This is a genomic window from Pantoea endophytica, from assembly GCF_002858935.1.
GTDB classification, from domain to species: domain Bacteria; phylum Pseudomonadota; class Gammaproteobacteria; order Enterobacterales; family Enterobacteriaceae; genus Pantoea; species Pantoea leporis.
Genome location: NZ_PJRT01000005.1, coordinates 377,492 through 394,875, shown reverse-complemented (window position 1 = coordinate 394,875; position 17,384 = coordinate 377,492). Strand labels below are relative to the sequence as shown.

13 protein-coding genes and 1 pseudogene are annotated in these 17,384 nt (G+C 55.0%); 10 read left to right on the top strand and 4 right to left on the bottom strand.

Annotation, left to right across the window (positions count from 1 at the left end; genetic code table 11):
- The first annotated feature begins 142 nt into the window (after positions 1-142).
- The gene (locus PZBJ_RS04240; protein ID WP_206098193.1) at positions 143-2,314 is read left to right on the top strand and encodes a TonB-dependent siderophore receptor; all 2,172 of its coding nucleotides are present in this window, start codon (positions 143-145) and stop codon (positions 2,312-2,314) included.
- Positions 2,315-2,353: 39 nt separating this feature from the next.
- Here the strand turns inward: PZBJ_RS04240 and PZBJ_RS04235 are convergent.
- A pseudogene (locus tag PZBJ_RS04235) lies at positions 2,354-3,266 on the bottom strand (alpha/beta fold hydrolase).
- Between the two features lie 169 nt (positions 3,267-3,435).
- On the opposite strand from PZBJ_RS04235, the gene PZBJ_RS04230 reads away from it, so the two are divergent.
- Complete coding sequence (locus PZBJ_RS04230; RefSeq protein ID WP_101761342.1) at positions 3,436-4,353, top strand: DMT family transporter; 918 nt, start codon at positions 3,436-3,438, stop codon at positions 4,351-4,353.
- 2 nt (positions 4,354-4,355) lie between these two features.
- On the opposite strand, the gene PZBJ_RS04225 is transcribed toward PZBJ_RS04230, so the two are convergent.
- On the bottom strand, positions 4,356-5,243 hold the full coding sequence (locus PZBJ_RS04225) for a MurR/RpiR family transcriptional regulator (protein ID WP_101761341.1): 888 nt from the start codon (positions 5,241-5,243) through the stop codon (positions 4,356-4,358).
- A gap of 196 nt (positions 5,244-5,439) precedes the next feature.
- On the opposite strand from PZBJ_RS04225, the gene PZBJ_RS04220 reads away from it, so the two are divergent.
- The 4 genes from PZBJ_RS04220 (at position 5,440) to PZBJ_RS04205 (ending at position 10,133) form a co-directional block, all read left to right on the top strand.
- Positions 5,440-7,569 carry a TonB-dependent siderophore receptor gene (locus PZBJ_RS04220; protein WP_101761340.1) on the top strand — a complete coding sequence of 710 codons (2,130 nt, stop codon included), beginning with the start codon at positions 5,440-5,442 and terminating at the stop codon, positions 7,567-7,569.
- A gap of 40 nt (positions 7,570-7,609) precedes the next feature.
- Positions 7,610-8,719, top strand: a complete 1,110-nt coding sequence (locus tag PZBJ_RS04215; RefSeq protein WP_101761339.1) for an ABC transporter substrate-binding protein — start codon at positions 7,610-7,612, stop codon at positions 8,717-8,719.
- A gap of 116 nt (positions 8,720-8,835) precedes the next feature.
- Positions 8,836-8,988 carry a con-10 family general stress protein gene (locus tag PZBJ_RS04210; protein WP_101761338.1) on the top strand — a complete coding sequence of 51 codons (153 nt, stop codon included), beginning with the start codon at positions 8,836-8,838 and terminating at the stop codon, positions 8,986-8,988.
- A gap of 248 nt (positions 8,989-9,236) precedes the next feature.
- The gene (locus PZBJ_RS04205; protein WP_101761337.1) at positions 9,237-10,133 is read left to right on the top strand and encodes an SDR family oxidoreductase; all 897 of its coding nucleotides are present in this window, start codon (positions 9,237-9,239) and stop codon (positions 10,131-10,133) included.
- A 35-nt stretch (positions 10,134-10,168) separates the two neighbouring features.
- Here the strand turns inward: PZBJ_RS04205 and PZBJ_RS04200 are convergent, their stop codons facing one another.
- Positions 10,169-11,074: a LysR family transcriptional regulator gene (locus tag PZBJ_RS04200; RefSeq protein WP_101761336.1), complete on the bottom strand. Its 906-nt coding sequence runs from the start codon at positions 11,072-11,074 to the stop codon at positions 10,169-10,171.
- A gap of 147 nt (positions 11,075-11,221) precedes the next feature.
- Here PZBJ_RS04200 and PZBJ_RS04195 point away from each other — a divergent pair, with 147 nt between their 5' ends.
- Entirely contained in the window at positions 11,222-11,968 is a 747-nt protein-coding gene (locus tag PZBJ_RS04195; protein ID WP_101761335.1) for an SDR family NAD(P)-dependent oxidoreductase, read from the top strand.
- Positions 11,969-12,007: 39 nt separating this feature from the next.
- Here the strand turns inward: PZBJ_RS04195 and PZBJ_RS04190 are convergent, their stop codons facing one another.
- Complete coding sequence (locus PZBJ_RS04190) at positions 12,008-13,180, bottom strand: ROK family protein (protein ID WP_101761334.1); 1,173 nt, start codon at positions 13,178-13,180, stop codon at positions 12,008-12,010.
- A gap of 152 nt (positions 13,181-13,332) precedes the next feature.
- Between PZBJ_RS04190 and PZBJ_RS04185 the strand changes: the two genes are divergently transcribed.
- The 3 genes from PZBJ_RS04185 to PZBJ_RS04175 are packed head-to-tail and all read left to right on the top strand — an operon-like array spanning position 13,333 to position 17,378.
- Complete coding sequence (locus PZBJ_RS04185) at positions 13,333-14,652, top strand: MFS transporter (RefSeq protein WP_101761333.1); 1,320 nt, start codon at positions 13,333-13,335, stop codon at positions 14,650-14,652.
- A 10-nt stretch (positions 14,653-14,662) separates the two neighbouring features.
- A complete protein-coding gene (locus PZBJ_RS04180) occupies positions 14,663-16,306 on the top strand; it encodes a GMC family oxidoreductase (protein ID WP_101761332.1) in 1,644 nt (547 codons plus the stop codon).
- Complete coding sequence (locus tag PZBJ_RS04175) at positions 16,299-17,378, top strand: M24 family metallopeptidase (protein WP_101761331.1); 1,080 nt, start codon at positions 16,299-16,301, stop codon at positions 17,376-17,378. The genes PZBJ_RS04180 and PZBJ_RS04175 overlap by 8 nt, the downstream gene beginning before the upstream one ends.
- Positions 17,379-17,384 lie beyond the last annotated feature (6 nt).

Here is a 17,384-nt window from a genome sequence, read left to right as displayed (position 1 = left end):
CAACCGAACAACCTTTGTAAAGGTTTGTATTGTCAGGCATGATGCCGTCTCACTGAATGGACAATGAGAAACGTTATCATTATCATGCGCATTTACTTACAATTGTTAACGTTACAGGGAGAAAACTTAAGTGTATGTAACCATGCGTGGCAAAAAGCGTCCAATTGCGCTTTTTTTAGCGGGAATGCTAACGTCGCCTGCCTTTGCAGCTGAAACCACCGAAAAGCTGGCTGACGATGAATCAATGATCGTCACCGCCGAGCAGGAGCTGAAACAGCAACCGGGCGTGTCCACCATCACCGCTGAAGACATCAAAAAAAATCCCCCTGTTAACGATCTCTCCGACATCATTCGCAAAATGCCCGGCGTAAACCTTACCGGTAACGGCGCCAGCGGCAGCCGCGGCAATAACCGGCAAATCGATATCCGTGGCATGGGCCCGGAAAACACCCTGGTGATGATCGATGGCGTGCCGGTTTCCTCTCGTAACTCGGTGCGCTACAGCTGGCGCGGCGAGCGTGATTCACGCGGCGATACCAACTGGGTGCCAGCTGAAATGGTTGAGCGCATTGAAGTGATTCGAGGCCCGGCCGCTGCTCGATACGGTTCTGGCGCGGCGGGCGGCGTGGTGAACATCATCACCAAGCGTCCCACCAACGACTGGCACGGCTCGCTGTCGCTCTATACCAGCCAGCCGGGAAATAGCAAAGAAGGCGATACCCGACGCGCTAACTTCAATCTCAGCGGCCCGCTGGCCGGTGATGCGTTGACCATGCGCCTGTACGGCAACATCAACCGCACCGATGCCGATGCGTTCGATATCAACACCGCAGAAAACGGTTCATACGCGGCGGGCCGTGAAGGCGTGCGCAACAAAGACATCAATACCGTGCTGTCGTGGAAAATCACGCCGCTGCAAATCATCGACTTCTCTTGGGGCTACAGCCGTCAGGGCAATATTTATGCCGGTGACACGCAGAACAGTAACAGCAACGCCAGCACCGACGGTTTAGTAGAGTCGCTGTACGGTGATGAAACTAACCGCATGTATCGCCAAAGCTACGGCATCGCGCACAACGGTATCTGGGATTGGGGAACCTCGAAGCTTAATTTCAACTACGAGAAAACCAATAACACTCGCCTGCAGGAAGGCACCGCCGGGCGTACTGAAGGGATGATTAATAGCGATACGTACGCCACCAGCCGCCTGGAAAGCTATCGCGCGGGCGGAGAGATCAACTTCCCGCTGCAGCTGCTGGTCGACCAAACCGTGACGCTGGGCGCGGAGTGGAACCGCGATGAGCTGAACGATCCAGCATCAATGCTTGCGGCCAGCGCGAGCGGCGTGAATTTGCCTGGCAGTTCGGGCGATCCATCGCAGCGCAGCAGTAAGAACAGCGCCACCATCAGTTCACTGTTCTTCGAAGACAACATTGCCGCCACCGATAGCACCGAAGTGATTCCTGGCCTTCGCTTTGATTATCACGATCAGTTTGGCGCCAACTGGAGCCCAAGCCTTAACCTCTCACAAGGTCTGGGCGACTTTTTCACCCTGAAGGCCGGTATTGCACGGGTGTTTAAAGCGCCAAACCTGTATCAGTCAACGCCGGGGTATCTGCTCTCCACGCGCGGCAACGGCTGCCCGATTGGGCTCAGCCAATGTTATCTGCTGGGGAATAACGATCTCGATGCAGAAACCAGCGTCAACAAAGAGATTGGACTGGAGTTCAGCAACCAGGGCTACGTCGCGGGCATCACCTGGTTCCGCAATGACTACAAGAACAAGATTGTGTCCGGCACCGAGCCGGTTTATTCCAGCACTCGCCCGGTTTACAACGTGCTGCGCTGGGAAAACGGCGGCAAAGCGATTGTGGAAGGACTGGAAGGAAATCTGACTATTCCTTTGATCGCCGATACGCTGGAATGGCGCTCCAACGCCACCTACATGTTCCGCTCCGAGAGCAAGAAAACCGGCAATCCGCTGTCGGTGATCCCGGAATTCACCATCAACTCGCAGCTGGAGTGGCAGGCGACGCAGGATCTCAGCGCCAACATCAACTGGACGCAGTATGGCCGCCAGAAACCGCGTCAGAATGTTGAGACCAATATCGATACCTCGAGCATGACGACGCAGGAAATCAGCCCGTATTCGGTGTTTGGTTTGAACGTCAATTACGACATCAGCAAAAACCTGCGCGCCAATGCCGGTATCAATAACCTGTTTGATAAACGCATTTACCGCGAAAATTCGGGTGCTTCGACCTATAACGAACCGGGCCGCGCCTATTATGCCGGTGTAACGATGTCGTTTTGATTGAGCGGTGTTTAGTCGCCAGACATGGCGACCTGACGTTTAATTAAAAAACTCACTCAACGCCTCTGCCAGCGCCTGCGGTTGCTCATCCGGAATGAAGTGACCGCAGTGCGCGATCTTAATTCCCGTCACATCCGCAGCGAATTCTCGCAATGGTAAGGCCATATCCGGAATCGAACCCTGATCGGCGCTGATCGCCAGTAACGGCAACGCTAATTTGCCGCGCTCTTTCAGCAACGCACGGTTTTGCGCCGCCGAAACCGTCACTTCACGATAAGTCGCCATTCCGGCGCGTATCGCGCCCTTCTGCTGAAAAACGGGTATATTCCGCCATATCCTCATCGCCAAACACCATCGGACTGGCCGCTTTGCGTTTCAGGAACCATTCGAGATAGATCGCTTCGCGCCCTTCTATCAGCGCCTCTGGCAAATCCGGTAAGAGATGAAACGCGAAGTGCCAGGTTTTCCACGCTTTATCCGGCGTGGCGGGCAGCGATTCTGGCAACGTCACGCCAGGAATACCGGCATCAAGCAGCGCCAATTTCTTCACCTGATCGCTAAACAGCGTGGCATACGGCCAGGCAACCCACGCGCCGACGTCGTGCGCGGCGAGGTAATAGCTTTCATGACCCAATTGCTGCATCAAGCCCTGTACATTCTGCGCCAGCGATGTGGTGTCGTAGCCGCTGAGCGGTTTATCCGAGTCGCCCTGACCGGGTAAATCCGGCGCGATAATGAAATAGCGATCGCCCAGCAGCGCCATCACCTGGCGCCAGGCGAACCAGCTTTGCGGAAATCCCGCCAGCAGCAGCAACGTTTCTCCATTTGCATTGCCGCCGCTGACGTAGTGCAAACGCACGCCGTCTACCGTGGCGTAATGATGGGAAAATCCGTCTAACGCGTTGAATGGCTGCGTCCAGCCCTGTGCGTGCTTGATAACTGATGCTGACATTTTCGCTCTCCGCATATATAGGAAATGATCAATTCCTAAATACTACCTGATGATTGCGCTGCCTGGGAATATTTCTGCAAAGCGGTAATCAGTCGCCGTTAATAGCGGCCCGACGGAGCGGGTTATTTGCTATTCTGTGCGCGACTCTTTCTTAACAATTGTGAAACTTATGCGAACATCGGATTTGTTGCGGCTGCTGCTTTTAGCGGGGATTTGGGGTGCCAGTTTTCTGTTTATGCGCATTGCGGTACCGGCGCTGGGCGCGGTGAACACCGCGTTTTTACGCGTGTTTTGCGGCATGTTGGGTTTATTGATCATTATGGCGGTGATGCGCATTCCACGCCGCTTTGAGGGCAAATTAGGTTGGGCGATGCTGCTGGGCGTTATCAACTCAGCGATTCCGTTCCTGATGTATTGTCTCGCGGCGCGCGTGCTACCGGCGGGCTATTCCGCGATTCTTAACGCCACCACACCGTTAATGGGCGTAATCATTGGTGCGGCCTTTTTCGATGAAAAACTGACGATCACCAAAGTTCTCGGCATGATAGCCGGCTTCAGCGGCATCATTATCATCAGCACCACCGGCGAAGCGCATCTGAGCAGCACTTTAATCGGGGGCATTTTGGCTTGCCTGGTTGCCACCGCCTGTTATGGATTTGCCGGTTTCCTGACCAAACGCTGGATTGGTGCACGCGGCGGACTGGATGCCACCAAAGTGGCTTTTGGCAGCCAACTGGGTGCATCGCTGTTTTTACTGCCGGTCTTTGCCTTTAGTGCTCCGCAAACGCCCGCCAGCAGCTGGCAAATCCCGGAAGTGTGGGCTTCTATTTTGGCGATTGGGTTTATCTGTACCGCGCTGGCCTACATTATTTATTTCCGCCTGCTGGCCGATATTGGCCCGCTGCGCACGCTGACCGTCACCTTTATGATTCCGCCGTTCGGGATTTTGTGGGGCTGGTTAGTGTTGGGCGAGCAGATCAATCAGGGCTTTATCGGCGGTTCGCTGCTGATTGTCTGCGCGGTGTGGCTGGTGACCAGCAACGGCTTTGGCAAACGCGCCGTTGTAAATAGCAGCGCCAGCAAATAGCGTTACTTTTTGCCGGATGGCTTCAGCGATCGATTGAGATCCTGAATACGCTTCATGGTTTTTACCGTACGCGATGAGGTCGCGGAAGCCACCGACAATATCAACATCTCCAGACACACCAACACCGTTCCGTGCAGCGGCATGCGACCATTCTCGCCACCGCGCGGCACGTTAATAATGACATCCGCCTGTTTAGCGAAAGCCGAATCAAGCGCATTAGTGAGCAAAATCACCGGCATGCCGAGACGCTTCGCCTCTTTCAGCGCGGTCATGCCTTCACGATGCGCCGACTTCTGCGCCATCATAATCAGCACATCGCCGCGTTGCAGCCCAATCAACTGTTCCGCTAGCGCAATCCCAGAGCGATTGAGCGTTACCGCCGGAATACCAATGCGCGTGAACAGACGCGCGCTGTAATCCGCCAAAATCCCGGAGGCATTAATGCCAAATAGCGCCACCTGACGCGCGTCAATCAAGTGCGTTACCGCTTTGGCGACGGCTTCACGATTGTGCGGTTCAGACAGCGTATCGCAGGCATGTTTATGGCCGCTCAACACAAAATCGATGCCGGAATTGATATCGCACGACAGTTCGCTGACGGTGGCGCTCATCTTCTCTTCAGAGTTCATCGCCGGTCCAAACCAGGCGTTCAACGTGGTTTTTAAATCGCGCAAACCGGCAAAACCTAATGCCTGCACCGCGCGCACTACCGTCGCATCCGAAGTATTAGTGGCATTGGCAATTTCCAGCGCCGTGGCATCCAACACCACCTCGCGATGGTCGTGGATGTAACGCGCCACCGCTTGCAGACCGGATGATAATGTCGGTGCGCGTAACCGATAGCGTTCACCCAGCAAATCCACACGACTTTTAATGCTATTTCGACTCATCTGCTGATTGCTCTTTAAAGTGTCAGAGTTTTACTGAAGGTTTGTAGTGAATTACCCACTTACTACTTAGATCTAAGATGTAAGCCAATGAATTTAAGATAATAAAAATGTAACGGCTTCGTAATCATTTCCATTTACTACTACATTACAACATGATTGAATGATTCTCAATTGCATTGCACCAGGTTAATAAAGAATGAATAACAACAAGCCGTCGGCTTTTGAATCTCAACGCCATCCCGCCATTCTGGCTGCGATTTACGGCGTCAGCATTTGGGCTTCCACCAGCAGTTTTGCCGCAGAGGAGAGCAACACGCTCACCGTTTCGGCGCAGGAAGATAACGCACAAGGTTACAACGTCACTAATAGCGCGATCGGCAGTAAAACTTCCACGCCGCGCATTAACCAGGCACAGTCGGTCAGCGTGGTTACGCAGCAGCAGCTGGAGGATTATCAGGCGTCGAGTCTTGCCGACGCGATGCGTTTTGTCAGCGGCGTTACGGAAGGCAACACGCTGGCCGGCACCGAAGATGGCTTCGTGCGTCGCGGCTTTGGCAGCAACTCGGATGGTTCGATCTATCGCGATGGCGTGCGCAGCAGCCAGGGTTTGAACTTTGATGCCACCACTGAGCGCGTTGAAGTGTTGAAAGGCTCCGCATCGCTGCTGTACGGCATCCAGAATCCGGGTGGCGTAATCAATGTGATAAGCAAAAAGCCGCAGTATGAGTGGCACAGCAAAGTCAGCGGCCGAACCTCCAGTGAAGGCGGTGGCGCGGGCACGGTGGATGTCACCGGACCGCTTGGCAACGGCTTCGCCTTCCGCCTGATTGCGGAAAAACAGAATCAGGATTACTGGCGCAATTTCGGCAGCGAAAAGCACACGCTGATCGCGCCCTCGCTGCAGTGGTTTGGTGAGCAAGCCAGCTTCCTGATTAGCTATTCAGATTATCAGTACGACATTCCTTACGATCGTGGCACCGCATTCATTAACGGTAAGCCGCTGGATATGGGCTACAAAGATCGTCTGGATGACAAAGCCAACCATGCATGGGGCCACAACAAAACCCTCAACGCCCATTATGACTGGCAGTTTAATGATGACTGGAGCACGCGCGTCACGCTCGGCTGGAACCAGCGTCAATACGATAATAATGAAGTGCGCGTCACGGCGGTCAATGCCAACACTGGCGTGGTGACGCGTCGTGCCGATGCCAATCGCGGTTTTAACCATAAAACCAAATACGTTTCGTGGGACGTGATCGGCTCACAGCAAGTGTTTGGGATGACGCACGATCTGGTGCTGGGCACCGATTACGAGATGATCCAAACCTATCGCGCGCATCAGTATCAGGGCAAAGCCAACACCGGTTTCAACTTCACCGATCCGCAGTACGATATTCTGTCGCCTGTTACCAACAGCAGCACCGAAAACAGCGCCAACGCCAATAACCTCAACCGCACGCACAGCCGTTCAATCTATGCCAAAGACAGCATCAGCCTGACGGAAAACTGGATTGCAGTGCTGGGCGGACGCTATCAGCATTACGAGCAACGCGCCTCGAAAGGTTTTGATCCGGTGGTGCAAACGCTGGACAGCGAAGGCAACAAATTCCTGCCGCAGGCCGGTTTGATCTACAAAGTGACGCCGGACGTTTCGCTCTACACCAGCGTGAGTAAATCCTTCACACCATCGACCGATGTTGATGATGATGGCAACGTCGGTAAACCGGAACAGGGCACCACATGGGAAGTCGGCAGCAAGTGGCAGATTTCACCGAAGCTGTTTGCCAGCGTCGCGCTGTATCGCATCAACGAGCGCGATATGTCGCTAAGCATTAACGGCACCACGCGCGCCATCAATAAAGCGCGCTCCAGCGGCGCGGAATTTGAGTTAAATGGCGAAGTGCTGCCGGGCTGGGATCTCAGCGCCAACTACAGCTATGACAAAGCCGAGATCGTGGGTGACGGTGTTAACGCGGCTAATAACGGCAATCGCCTGCAGAATGCGCCGCGCCACGCAGGCGCGCTCTATCTGAGCCATAATCTGGCGATCTCCGGCATTCCGGGCGATTTACGCGTAGGCGGCGGTGCGCGCTATGTGGGAACGCGCGCCGGCGATCCGGAAAACAGCTTTACCCTGCCCGATTATGTGGTGGCGGACAGCTTTGTCGCCTGGAACAATCAGCTGTTTGGCGAGAAAACCCAGCTGAAGCTCAATCTGAATAACCTGTTCAACAAACATTATTACACCTCCAGCGGCGGCAATCTGCGCGTGCGTGAAGGAGAAACCCGCAACCTGATGCTCGAGGCCAGCGTTGAATTCTGATTCGATATTTGTACGACGTGCGCCAGGCTTGTCCGGCCCGATGTTGGTGGTACTGGCCTGTTTTCTGCTGGTGCTCAACAGCGTGGCCTGGGCAAAAACCATCACCGATATCGACGGTAATCGCGTTGAAATCCCCGATCGTCCGCAGCGTATCGTGCTAGGTGAAAGCCGCATGCTGTATACGCTGGCGTTACTGGAGCCTGGCGATCCGTTTCAGCACATTGTGGCGTGGCCGCAGGATCTGAAGAAGTACGACAGCCAAACCTGGAACAGTTTTGCCCGTCACTTTCCCCAGATGCTGAAAATCCCGTCGCTGGGTGCTGGCGGGCCGAACGCCATCAATCCCGAGCAGATTCTGGCGCTGAAACCGGACGTGGTGATTTTGCCGAGTCTGGCACGCTACGATGATGCCGACCTGCGCCTTGTCACCATGCTGAAAGCGGCGCACATTCCGGTGGTGAAGATCGATCTGCGCGTGCATCTGCTGAAAAACACCCGCCGCAGCGTGGAGATATTTGGCGAAGTGCTGAATCAGCAGGCGCGGGCAGAAGCGTTTAATCGTTTCTACCAGCAGCATATGCAGGTGATTCATGATCGCTTAGCCAGCTATCAGGGCGCGAAACCGTCGGTGCTGCTGCAACTGCATCTTGGACGCCGTAACGAATGTTGCGTGACGGCGATCAACGGCAGCCTCGGCGAATTACTCAACGCAGCGGGCGGCGACAATATCGCCAACAAAACCCAGCACGGCGTGTTTGGTCGCCTGAGTGAAGAGAGTGTGATTGCCGCTCAGCCGCAGTACTATTTTGCTACCGGCTTTGGCGATAACGCCTCGCAGGGCTTACTGAAATTAGGGCCAGACGTGGCACCCGAAACCGTGCTCAGCAGTTTCAGACAGCTCACCGCGCAGCAAAACGGTTTACGCGAATTATCAGCATTGAAAAATGGTCACTCGGCGGTGATCTGGATGAATTTCTACCTCAGTCCGTGGCACATTGCGGCGACAGAATTTATGGCTAAAACACTCTATCCACAGCTGTTTGCGGACCTGGAACCCGAAAAGACCCTGCAGCAGATTTTTCGTGATTTCTTACCGATTCCTTATAGCGGCACTTATTTTATTAACATCCCGCCAGCGAGCAATAAATAATCACTTCCGCTCCGCTTGTGATTAATCCGAACCTCGCTAATCTTAAATTGCAGCACGGGCATGGCGTTGAAGCCCTTATTTCCGCCATGCAACAACAACTCACGAGAGGATGTTTTATGGCTGAGCATAGAGGCGGTTCCGGTAATTTTGCTGACGATAAAAAGAAAGCATCAGAAGCCGGTAAAAAAGGCGGAGAAAAAAGCGGTGGTAGTTTCAAAGATGACCCCGCTAAAGCATCAGAAGCAGGTAAGAAAGGCGGCAAGAAGTAGCCAACCATGTTTTAAATAGCACATAGCACCTTGGAAATCCGCCAGGGCACGGACGCCCTAAGCATTATCCCCTTCTGCAGTCGCACCTCGATAAATATTGTTAATTACCTCACGTTACTGCTGCACTCTTTAACCCCCTTTCGTTTACCGTTTCGTCTTAATAAATCTGATTGTTCACTTTCTAACGTGACAAACATCACATTTATGCCAGGCTTAGTTTATTCACCTCATGCGACAAGGAGATATATATGACATCGCAAACCACAAATAAAACCCTTATTACTGAAACGTATCCGGTTCCGCCATTTAAAAAGCAGACGCAACCGATGCCGGGTTTGGCGAGCAAAATGGATCCCCGTCCCGATCATGGTGAAACCAGCTATCGTGGTACCGGTAAATTGACCGGTCGTAAAGCGCTGATCACCGGTGGTGACTCCGGTATTGGCCGCGCCGTGGCAATTGCTTATGCCCGCGAAGGTGCGGATGTCGCCATCAACTTCCTGCCGGAAGAAGAGGCTGATGCGGCAGAAGTGGTAAAACTGATTGAAGCCGAAGGCCGCAAAGCGGTGGCGATTCCGGGTGATATTCGTTCGGAAGAGTTCTGTCAGAAGCTGGTGGATCAGGCTGCTGAGCAGCTAGGCGGATTGGATATTCTGGTGAATAACGCCGGACGTCAGCAGTTTAATGAATCCATCCTGACACTCTCTACTGAAGATTTTGACGCCACCTTTAAGACCAACGTCTATGCGATGTTCTGGATCACCAAAGCGGCGCTGAAATATCTGCCAGCTGGATCGTCCATCATCAACACCTCGTCGGTGCAGGCGTATCAGCCAAGCGCGATCCTGCTGGATTATGCGCAGACCAAAGCGTCGATTGTCGCGTTTACCAAAGCGCTTGCGAAACAGCTGGGTGAAAAGCAGATTCGCGTCAACGCGGTTGCGCCTGGCCCATACTGGACCGCGCTGCAGGTGAGCGGCGGACAACCGCAAGAGAAAGTGGAGAAGTTCGGTGAATCCGCACCGCTGGGTCGTCCGGGACAACCGGCTGAAATCGCCCCGCTGTACGTCACGTTTGCCGATGTGAAAAACAGCTTCACCTCCGGCCAGGTGTGGTGCTCTGATGGCGGCACCGGCACGCTGTAATCATCTTTGGGGTCGCCATTCGTGGCGATCCCGCTCTACCCGTTCAATCGTTCAGGAAACACGTCCCTCAGCCATCCGATAAATACCCGTAATCGCTGCGTAAGATGACGATTCTGCGGATAAACCACATGAAATGGATAATTCCCCGGACGCCACGCCGCCAGAATCTCAACCAATTTCCCTGCCTGTAAATCTGCTGCCGCTGCATAGCGGAAGGTCTGAATAATCCCTAAACCCGCAACCGCTGCCGCCAAATGCGCGTTACTTTCATTGACGCCAATCCGATGCTCACTCTTAATCTCAAGCTGCTCTTCGCCCTGAGTAAAACGAAACGGAAACGCTCTGCCGCTCTGCGGTGACAAATAGCTCACCACGCGATGTCCATTTTTCAGCTCCTGCGGATAAGCCGGTACGCCATAGGTTTTCAGATAGCCCGGCGCGGCGCAGGTAATCATCTCCGCATCCCCCAAATGACGCGCCACCAGCGACGAATCGCTAAGCGGACCGCCGCGAATCACGCAATCGACGTTACCGCTGATCAAATCCACCGCGCGATCCGCAACGCCAAGATCGATACGAATGTCCGGATAGCGGGCAATAAAATCGGGCAGCGCCGGAATCAACACATCGCGCGCGGTTGAGCCGCCAATATCAATACGCAGATAGCCGCCAGGTTTGGCGCTTTCCGCATTAAACGAGTGGTCGATATCTTCCAAATCGCGCACGATGCGCAGCGCTTTTTCATAGTAATCGCGCCCTTCTGGCGTCACCGTGACGCGCCGCGTGGTGCGTTGCAGCAAGCGAATGCCGAGATGCGCTTCCAGTTCCTGCACCAGTTTGCTCAGCGTGGCATTCGGCATATCGATCGAATCCGCCGCACGCGTAAAGTTGCCCGCTTCGACGACGCGCGCAAAGGCCTTTATCGCCAATAACTGATCCATGCTGTTTTCCGCCGCCTTTAATTATCCACACACAGAAATAGTCATTTCGATTTTACACTATTTATCAGCAAACGCCGTGAAGATAGATTGCTTCTCATGCACTGCAAGGCAGTCATCAAAACCTCATCACCGATTGGAGAAGCAAACATGAACGCACTCAACGGCAAAATCGCATTGGTAACTGGCGGCACAACTGGCATTGGTCTGGCATCCGCGCAGGAGTTGGCGAAACAAGGCGCACGCGTGTTTATCACCGGTCGTCGTCAGGCGGAGCTTGATGCGGCAGTCGCCAGCATCGGTGCCAGCGCCAGCGGTATTCGCGCTGATGCTGCGGTGCTAAGCGACCTCGACAACGTTTACGCAGAAATCGCCAAACAAGCGGGCCGCCTCGATATCCTGTTCGCCAACGCCGGTGGCGGCGACATGCTGCCGCTTGGCGCCATCACCGAAGAGCATTTTGACCGTATCTTTGGCACCAACGTGCGCGGCGTGCTGTTTACCGTGCAGAAGGCGTTGCCACTACTGAGTGACAATGCCTCGGTGATCCTCACCTCGTCCACCACATCGGTTCAGGGTACTGCCGGATTCAGCGTATACAGCGCCAGTAAAGCCGCGGTGCGCAACTTTGCCCGCTCATGGGCGCTGGATGTGAAAGATCGCGGTATTCGCGTTAACGTTGTGAGTCCCGGCCCGGTGCGCACGCCAGGTTTGGGTGGTTTGGTGCCGGAAGATCAGCAGCAAGGATTGTTTGATGCGCTGGCGGCGCAGGTGCCGTTAGGTCGTCTTGGCGAACCTGGCGAAATTGGCAAAGTGGTGGCGTTTTTAGCGTCCGATGCGTCCAGCTTTATTAACGCCGCTGAGCTGTTCGTCGATGGCGGTATGGCGCAGGTCTGAAAGCTATTTTGTAGGTCGCCATTTATGGCGACCACGCTCTCAAGCCGCACTGGGTTCCGCCTCCACATACAAATAACCAATCCCCAGCACCTGCCGCGCTCGATCCAGCTGACCAAAATGCACATTGGTGCCTTTGCTTTTCAACGCATCACGCGGATCGAAGGGATTAAAATCGATCTGCCGCACAATGGTCTGCAACCAACTGTCACCAAAGGTACAGCTGCGACCATATAACCAAATCTGATTAATATTCAGCGTGTTGAGAAAATTATATAAGCTCATACCAATCGCTTCGGCGGCGCGCTGTGCCCACGCTACAATCCAGGGTTCGCCCGCTTGCCACGCTTGCAATAACTGCGTGCTGCTGGGCTGCGGCGCTTCGGGATCGCGCTGATGAGCCGCCTGTTTTAAGGTGCTGAGTGAGGCCACCGTTTCCAGACAACCCTGACGGCCGCAACTGCAGCGCTGACCGTTCGGCTCAATGATGGTGTGGCCGATTTGGCCGCTGCCGTACAAATTGCCGCGAAAAATCTCACCGTTGATCACAAATGATGAGCCGATGCCGTAATCCACATTGATGACGCAGAATTCGCTGAGCGCATTGCGATTTAACCACTTCTCAGCCAGCGCCAGCATCACGCAGTCGTTATCCACACGCACTTCCACGCCGAGCTTCTCCTCCAGCAGAAATTTTAACTGCAACGGCGTTTTCCACGCGGCTTGCGGCATATGCTGTGACACACCGGTGACCGGATCGACCTGACCATGCACTGCCAGCGCCAGATTAATGCGTCGCTTCGGCCACTGTTTGCAGGTTTTCCGCCACACCGCCTCAATCTCACTGAGCAATGCTTCCGGCGTTTCCGCTTTGATGGCGACTTGCTCAAATTCTCCCTGCGCTACCAGCTGCGCATCGGCCAGTTGCCGTTCAATGCTGCTCGGCTTGACGCATAAACACAGCGTCCAGGCACCGTTGGATGGCAGTGCAAAACTGCCATTACTGTTACCGCGAGCGCTCATTAGCGCCTCAGAGTGTTGCAGTTTTCCTTCATCCAGCAGCGCCTGCAAAATTTTGCTGGTGGCTGGAATGGTTAAGCCGCTGAGGTGTGCCAATTGAGATTTACTGAGTTGTTTATGCCGCCACATCAGCGACATAAACAGCGCCTTATTATGTTTTCGCACCTGCAAATTGTTCAAACCAACCGGCTTCATTTTGTCTCCATCACACCCCATCCGACCCGTTTACTAAACAGAGTTTACTGTCTTTTGTGATGGTTTCGCCATCCTCTTTACTACCGTTGCCTTAAAGTTCGTGCTCATCCCAATAACAAAAAAATATCCTCACCTCTCAAGAGACATTGAACATGACAACATCACCTGCAAACCATCCGTGGCTGATCCGCCTCGGTATTCCACCCGCGCTGGCCTGGGGCTACGTCGCTGTATTGCTGTTTATGATTGGCGATGGCGTGGAGTCGAACTATCTCGCGCCTTACCTGCATGAAAATGGTTTCTCACTCAATATCGCGGCGGCGGTGATCGCCTTCTACGGCGTCACCGTTACGCTCGGTTCGTGGCTGGCCGGTTCACTCTCCACACTCATTGGCCCGCGCAAAGTGATGCTGGCAGGCGGTGTGATCTGGATTGTGTTTGAAGTGCTGTTCCTCGCCATCGCCTTGCCTTCCCATAGTGTGGCCTTGCTGGCGTTAACCTACGGTTTGCGCGGCGTTGCCTACCCCATGTTTGCCTATGCGTTTCTGGTGTGGATTCAGGCCGCCGCACCCGCCGATATGCGCGGTTCAGCAACCGGTTGGTTCTGGCTGGCGTTTACCGGCGGCTTGCCCACGCTGGGATCGCTGGTGGCGATCTTCTCAATACAGTTGATTGGTGAATATGCCACGTTCTGGTTGTCGCTTGGGCTGGTCGCGTTGGGATTGCTGGTGATGGTGATCGCGCTGAAAGAACGCAGCGGCTATCAGTCGTTGCTCGATGAGCAACACCGTCAGCAGAGCGTTGCGCGTACGCTGATGGGCGGCATCGATATTTTGTGGCGTGAACCGCGCATCGCCGCGGCTGCCGTGGTTCGTATCATCAACACCACGCCTTACTTCGGCTTCTTTATTTTCCTGCCGGGCTTTTTCACCGAGCAGATCGGATTTACGCAAACCGAATACCTCAGCCTGATCACCATCATGGGTTTAGTCGGCATGAGTTTTAATCCCATTGTCGGCAAGCTCAGCGATCGCATCGGCTGGCGCAAAGTGCTGACAGTATTTGGTGGACTCGGCTCCGGCATCTCAATGTTGCTGATGTATTTTGTGCCGCAATGGAGCCACGGCAGCTTTGTCCTCAGCGTCATCTGCGCGTGTTTATATGGCATCACCTTGTGCGGCTATGTTCCCGCTGCCGCGCTGTTCTCTTCCCTGTGCCAGCCAAAAGATAAAGGTAACGCGATGGCGATTTACTGCTTTGCTGCCGGGCTTTCCACTTTCTTTGGCCCCGCGCTCTATGGCGCCTTCAACGCACTGTTTGGCACCTCGGGCGTGGTGTGGGGTTACGCCGCGTTGTACTTAATCAGCGCCATTGTTTCCTGGTGCTTCCTGCTCAGCCCACTGGATCCCGGCGAGCAGCATAATCCCGAGGCGCAGCGCCTGCGCCGTTTAGATTCTGTCGCTTCAGAGTAAAGAGAGAACCATGAAAGAGTTTGATTACATTGTGGTGGGAGGCGGCAGCGCCGGTTGTATCGTCGCCGCCAGGTTAGTCACGGAAGGCAACGCGCGCGTGCTGCTGCTGGAAGCCGGGCGCGATGAGTATCACCCGGTGCTAAAGATGCCCGCAGGTTACATGAAGTTTCTCGCCAGCGACAAATTCCTCACCATGCACCAGACCGAGCCGCAGCCGCAGCTCAACGGACGCGGCGTGATTGTGCCACAGGCGAAAGTGTTGGGCGGCGGGTCGACGGTCAATGCGATGGTGTATATGCGCGGCCATCGCCAGGATTACGCCGACTGGAACAGCGCGCTCGGCAATCAGGGCATCGACTGGTCGTGGGATGCGCTGCTGCCGCACTTTACCGCCATCGAGGATAACGATCATCTCGGTGCGCCCCATCACGGCGTCGGCGGGCCAATGAAAGTGTCGCATCTCGGCCACTTCAGCCCTCTGAGCCGCGCTTATGTGAAAACTCTGCAGGGATTGGGCATTCCTTACACGCCGGATTTCAATACCGGCAATCCGTTTGGCGTAGGCTTTATGCAGCACACCATTAACGGTCAGACGCGCCAGCGCTGCAGCGTGGTGGATGCCTTTATTACGCCGCTGCGCCATGACGCGCGCTTGACCATCGTCACCGGCGCGCAGGTAGAAGAGATCCTGTTTGAGGGCGCAAATGCCAGCGGCGTACGCTACACACAAGATGGCCATCCGCAACGTGCCTGCGCGCGTAAAGAGGTGATTCTGGCTGCCGGTGCCTATCAAACGCCGAAGCTGCTGATGCTCTCCGGCATCGGTCCACAAGCCCAGCTAAAACAGCATGGCATCACGCTGCGTCAGCATTTGCCGGGTGTCGGCAAGAATTTGCAGGATCACTATGAAGTGCCGGTGGTGGCCAGCACCAACGGTGCCTTTGGCTATTACGGCCAGGATCGTGGCTGGCCGATGGTCAAAGCTGGCTTGCAATATATGTTGTTCAAAACCGGTCCGGTCACCACCACCGGCGTGGAAACCTGCGCCTTCTTTGACCCGCTCGATTTCGGCGCCACGCCAACGATTCAGATGTTTTGTGTGCCCACGGTATATCTCGACCGCGACGTGATGGGCGCCGATCCCGGCCATGGCGTTACCGTCAATTCGCTTCTGCTGCGCCCCAAAGCGACCGGCGAGGTCACGCTGCGCGATAGCAGCGCCAGCAGCTTGCCGATTATCGATACGCAAATCTTTGGTCATCCCGACGATTTGGCGCGCACCATCGCCGGTTTCCGTTTTGCGCGTAAGGTCATCACCGCGACGCCCATCGGCGCGATGGTGCAGCAAGAGATCTTCCCTGGTGCAGAGATTACGTCAGATGAAAAGATTGCCGAACACTGCAAACGCATGGTGAAAACCGGCTATCACCCGGTTGGCACTTGCCGCATGGGCCACGATAACGATCCGCTGGCGGTGTTACACGACGACCTGCGCGTGCGCGGCGTTAACCGCCTGCGCGTGGTCGATGCCTCAATGATGCCCAACATTATCAGCGGCAACACCAATGCCATTGTGATGGCGGTGGCCCATCGTGCTGCTGAATTGCTATTGCAGACGCAGCAGAGCGAGAGCAAGGAGCACGCTTATGAGTGAAAAATTATCCCGCCTGCAGCGTGCACTCGCCTCCTGGCAACTCGATGGTGTGCTGCTTACCCGGCGCGATAACATCGCCTGGCTGACCGAAGGTGCCAGTTTTTACGTGGTGGAACGCGCTGAAGTCGGCGTGGCCAGCTTGCTCATCATGCAGGACAAGGTTCTGCTGCTCGCCCCTGAAAATGAGATGCCGCGTATCCTCGCCGAAGAATCGCTGCCGTTTGCCTGTGAAACGCTGAGTTACCCGTGGTTTCAATCGTTAAATACCCTGTTGCCTGAGGGCAAATTCGGCAGCGATACGCCGCAAAACGGCATGTCTGATATTCAACAAGCGATGGTGGCGCTGCGACAGGGCCTGAACAGCAATGAGCAACAGCGATTCAAAGCGTTGGGGCGCGAAGCCGCGCAGATTGTCGAAGGCGTGGCGCACCAGTTAAAAGCAGGCGTAACGGAATGGCAAGTGGAGGCCGAGCTTGTCGCAGCCTGTCTGGCACGCGGTATTCGTCCGATGTGCACCTTAGTAGCGGCCGATGAGCGTATTAGCGCGTTCAAACATCCGGTGCCCACGCAGAAAAAGCTGCAGCAACACATGCTGATCACGCTCGGCGCCGAGCGCCACGGGCTGCACGTGAGCCTGACGCGGTTAGTGCATATCGGCCAACCTGAACCCGCATTACGCCAGCACCTCAACTCGTTGTGCCAGATCCACGCCGATATTCTCTGTGCAACGCAGCCGGGCCAAAGCTGGTCAACGCTATTTCAGGCAATTAAAGATGCCTATCAGCGGCACGGACATGGCGATGCGTGGCGCAATCATCATCAGGGCGGCCCGGCGGGTTATGGTTGCCGCGACGTGATCCTAACACCAGATACGCGCGGCGATATTCAGCCTGATATTGCCGTGGCGTGGAATCCCACGCTCAGCGGCGTAAAAAGCGAAGATACCTTTTTACTTACCGCTGAGGGCTGCGAAGCCTTAACGCGCAGTGGCGAATGGCCAATGATTACTGTGCAGCGCGGCGAGCGCACGTTGTACTTCCCAGACTGGCTGGCATTACCGGCATCTTCATAAGGAGGC

Excerpts from the sequence above, each read along its gene's own strand:
- PZBJ_RS04240 (WP_206098193.1), top strand. The coding sequence starts at position 143 with ATGCGTGGCAAAAAGCGTCCAATTGCGCTTTTTTTAGCGGGAATGCTA.
- PZBJ_RS04230 (WP_101761342.1), top strand. The coding sequence starts at position 3,436 with ATGCGAACATCGGATTTGTTGCGGCTGCTGCTTTTAGCGGGGATTTGG.
- PZBJ_RS04225 (WP_101761341.1), bottom strand. The coding sequence starts at position 5,243 with ATGAGTCGAAATAGCATTAAAAGTCGTGTGGATTTGCTGGGTGAACGC.
- PZBJ_RS04220 (WP_101761340.1), top strand. The coding sequence starts at position 5,440 with ATGAATAACAACAAGCCGTCGGCTTTTGAATCTCAACGCCATCCCGCC.
- PZBJ_RS04215 (WP_101761339.1), top strand. The coding sequence starts at position 7,610 with ATGTTGGTGGTACTGGCCTGTTTTCTGCTGGTGCTCAACAGCGTGGCC.
- PZBJ_RS04210 (WP_101761338.1), top strand. The coding sequence starts at position 8,836 with ATGGCTGAGCATAGAGGCGGTTCCGGTAATTTTGCTGACGATAAAAAG.
- PZBJ_RS04205 (WP_101761337.1), top strand. The coding sequence starts at position 9,237 with ATGACATCGCAAACCACAAATAAAACCCTTATTACTGAAACGTATCCG.
- PZBJ_RS04200 (WP_101761336.1), bottom strand. The coding sequence starts at position 11,074 with ATGGATCAGTTATTGGCGATAAAGGCCTTTGCGCGCGTCGTCGAAGCG.
- PZBJ_RS04195 (WP_101761335.1), top strand. The coding sequence starts at position 11,222 with ATGAACGCACTCAACGGCAAAATCGCATTGGTAACTGGCGGCACAACT.
- PZBJ_RS04190 (WP_101761334.1), bottom strand. The coding sequence starts at position 13,180 with ATGAAGCCGGTTGGTTTGAACAATTTGCAGGTGCGAAAACATAATAAG.
- PZBJ_RS04185 (WP_101761333.1), top strand. The coding sequence starts at position 13,333 with ATGACAACATCACCTGCAAACCATCCGTGGCTGATCCGCCTCGGTATT.
- PZBJ_RS04180 (WP_101761332.1), top strand. The coding sequence starts at position 14,663 with ATGAAAGAGTTTGATTACATTGTGGTGGGAGGCGGCAGCGCCGGTTGT.
- PZBJ_RS04175 (WP_101761331.1), top strand. The coding sequence starts at position 16,299 with ATGAGTGAAAAATTATCCCGCCTGCAGCGTGCACTCGCCTCCTGGCAA.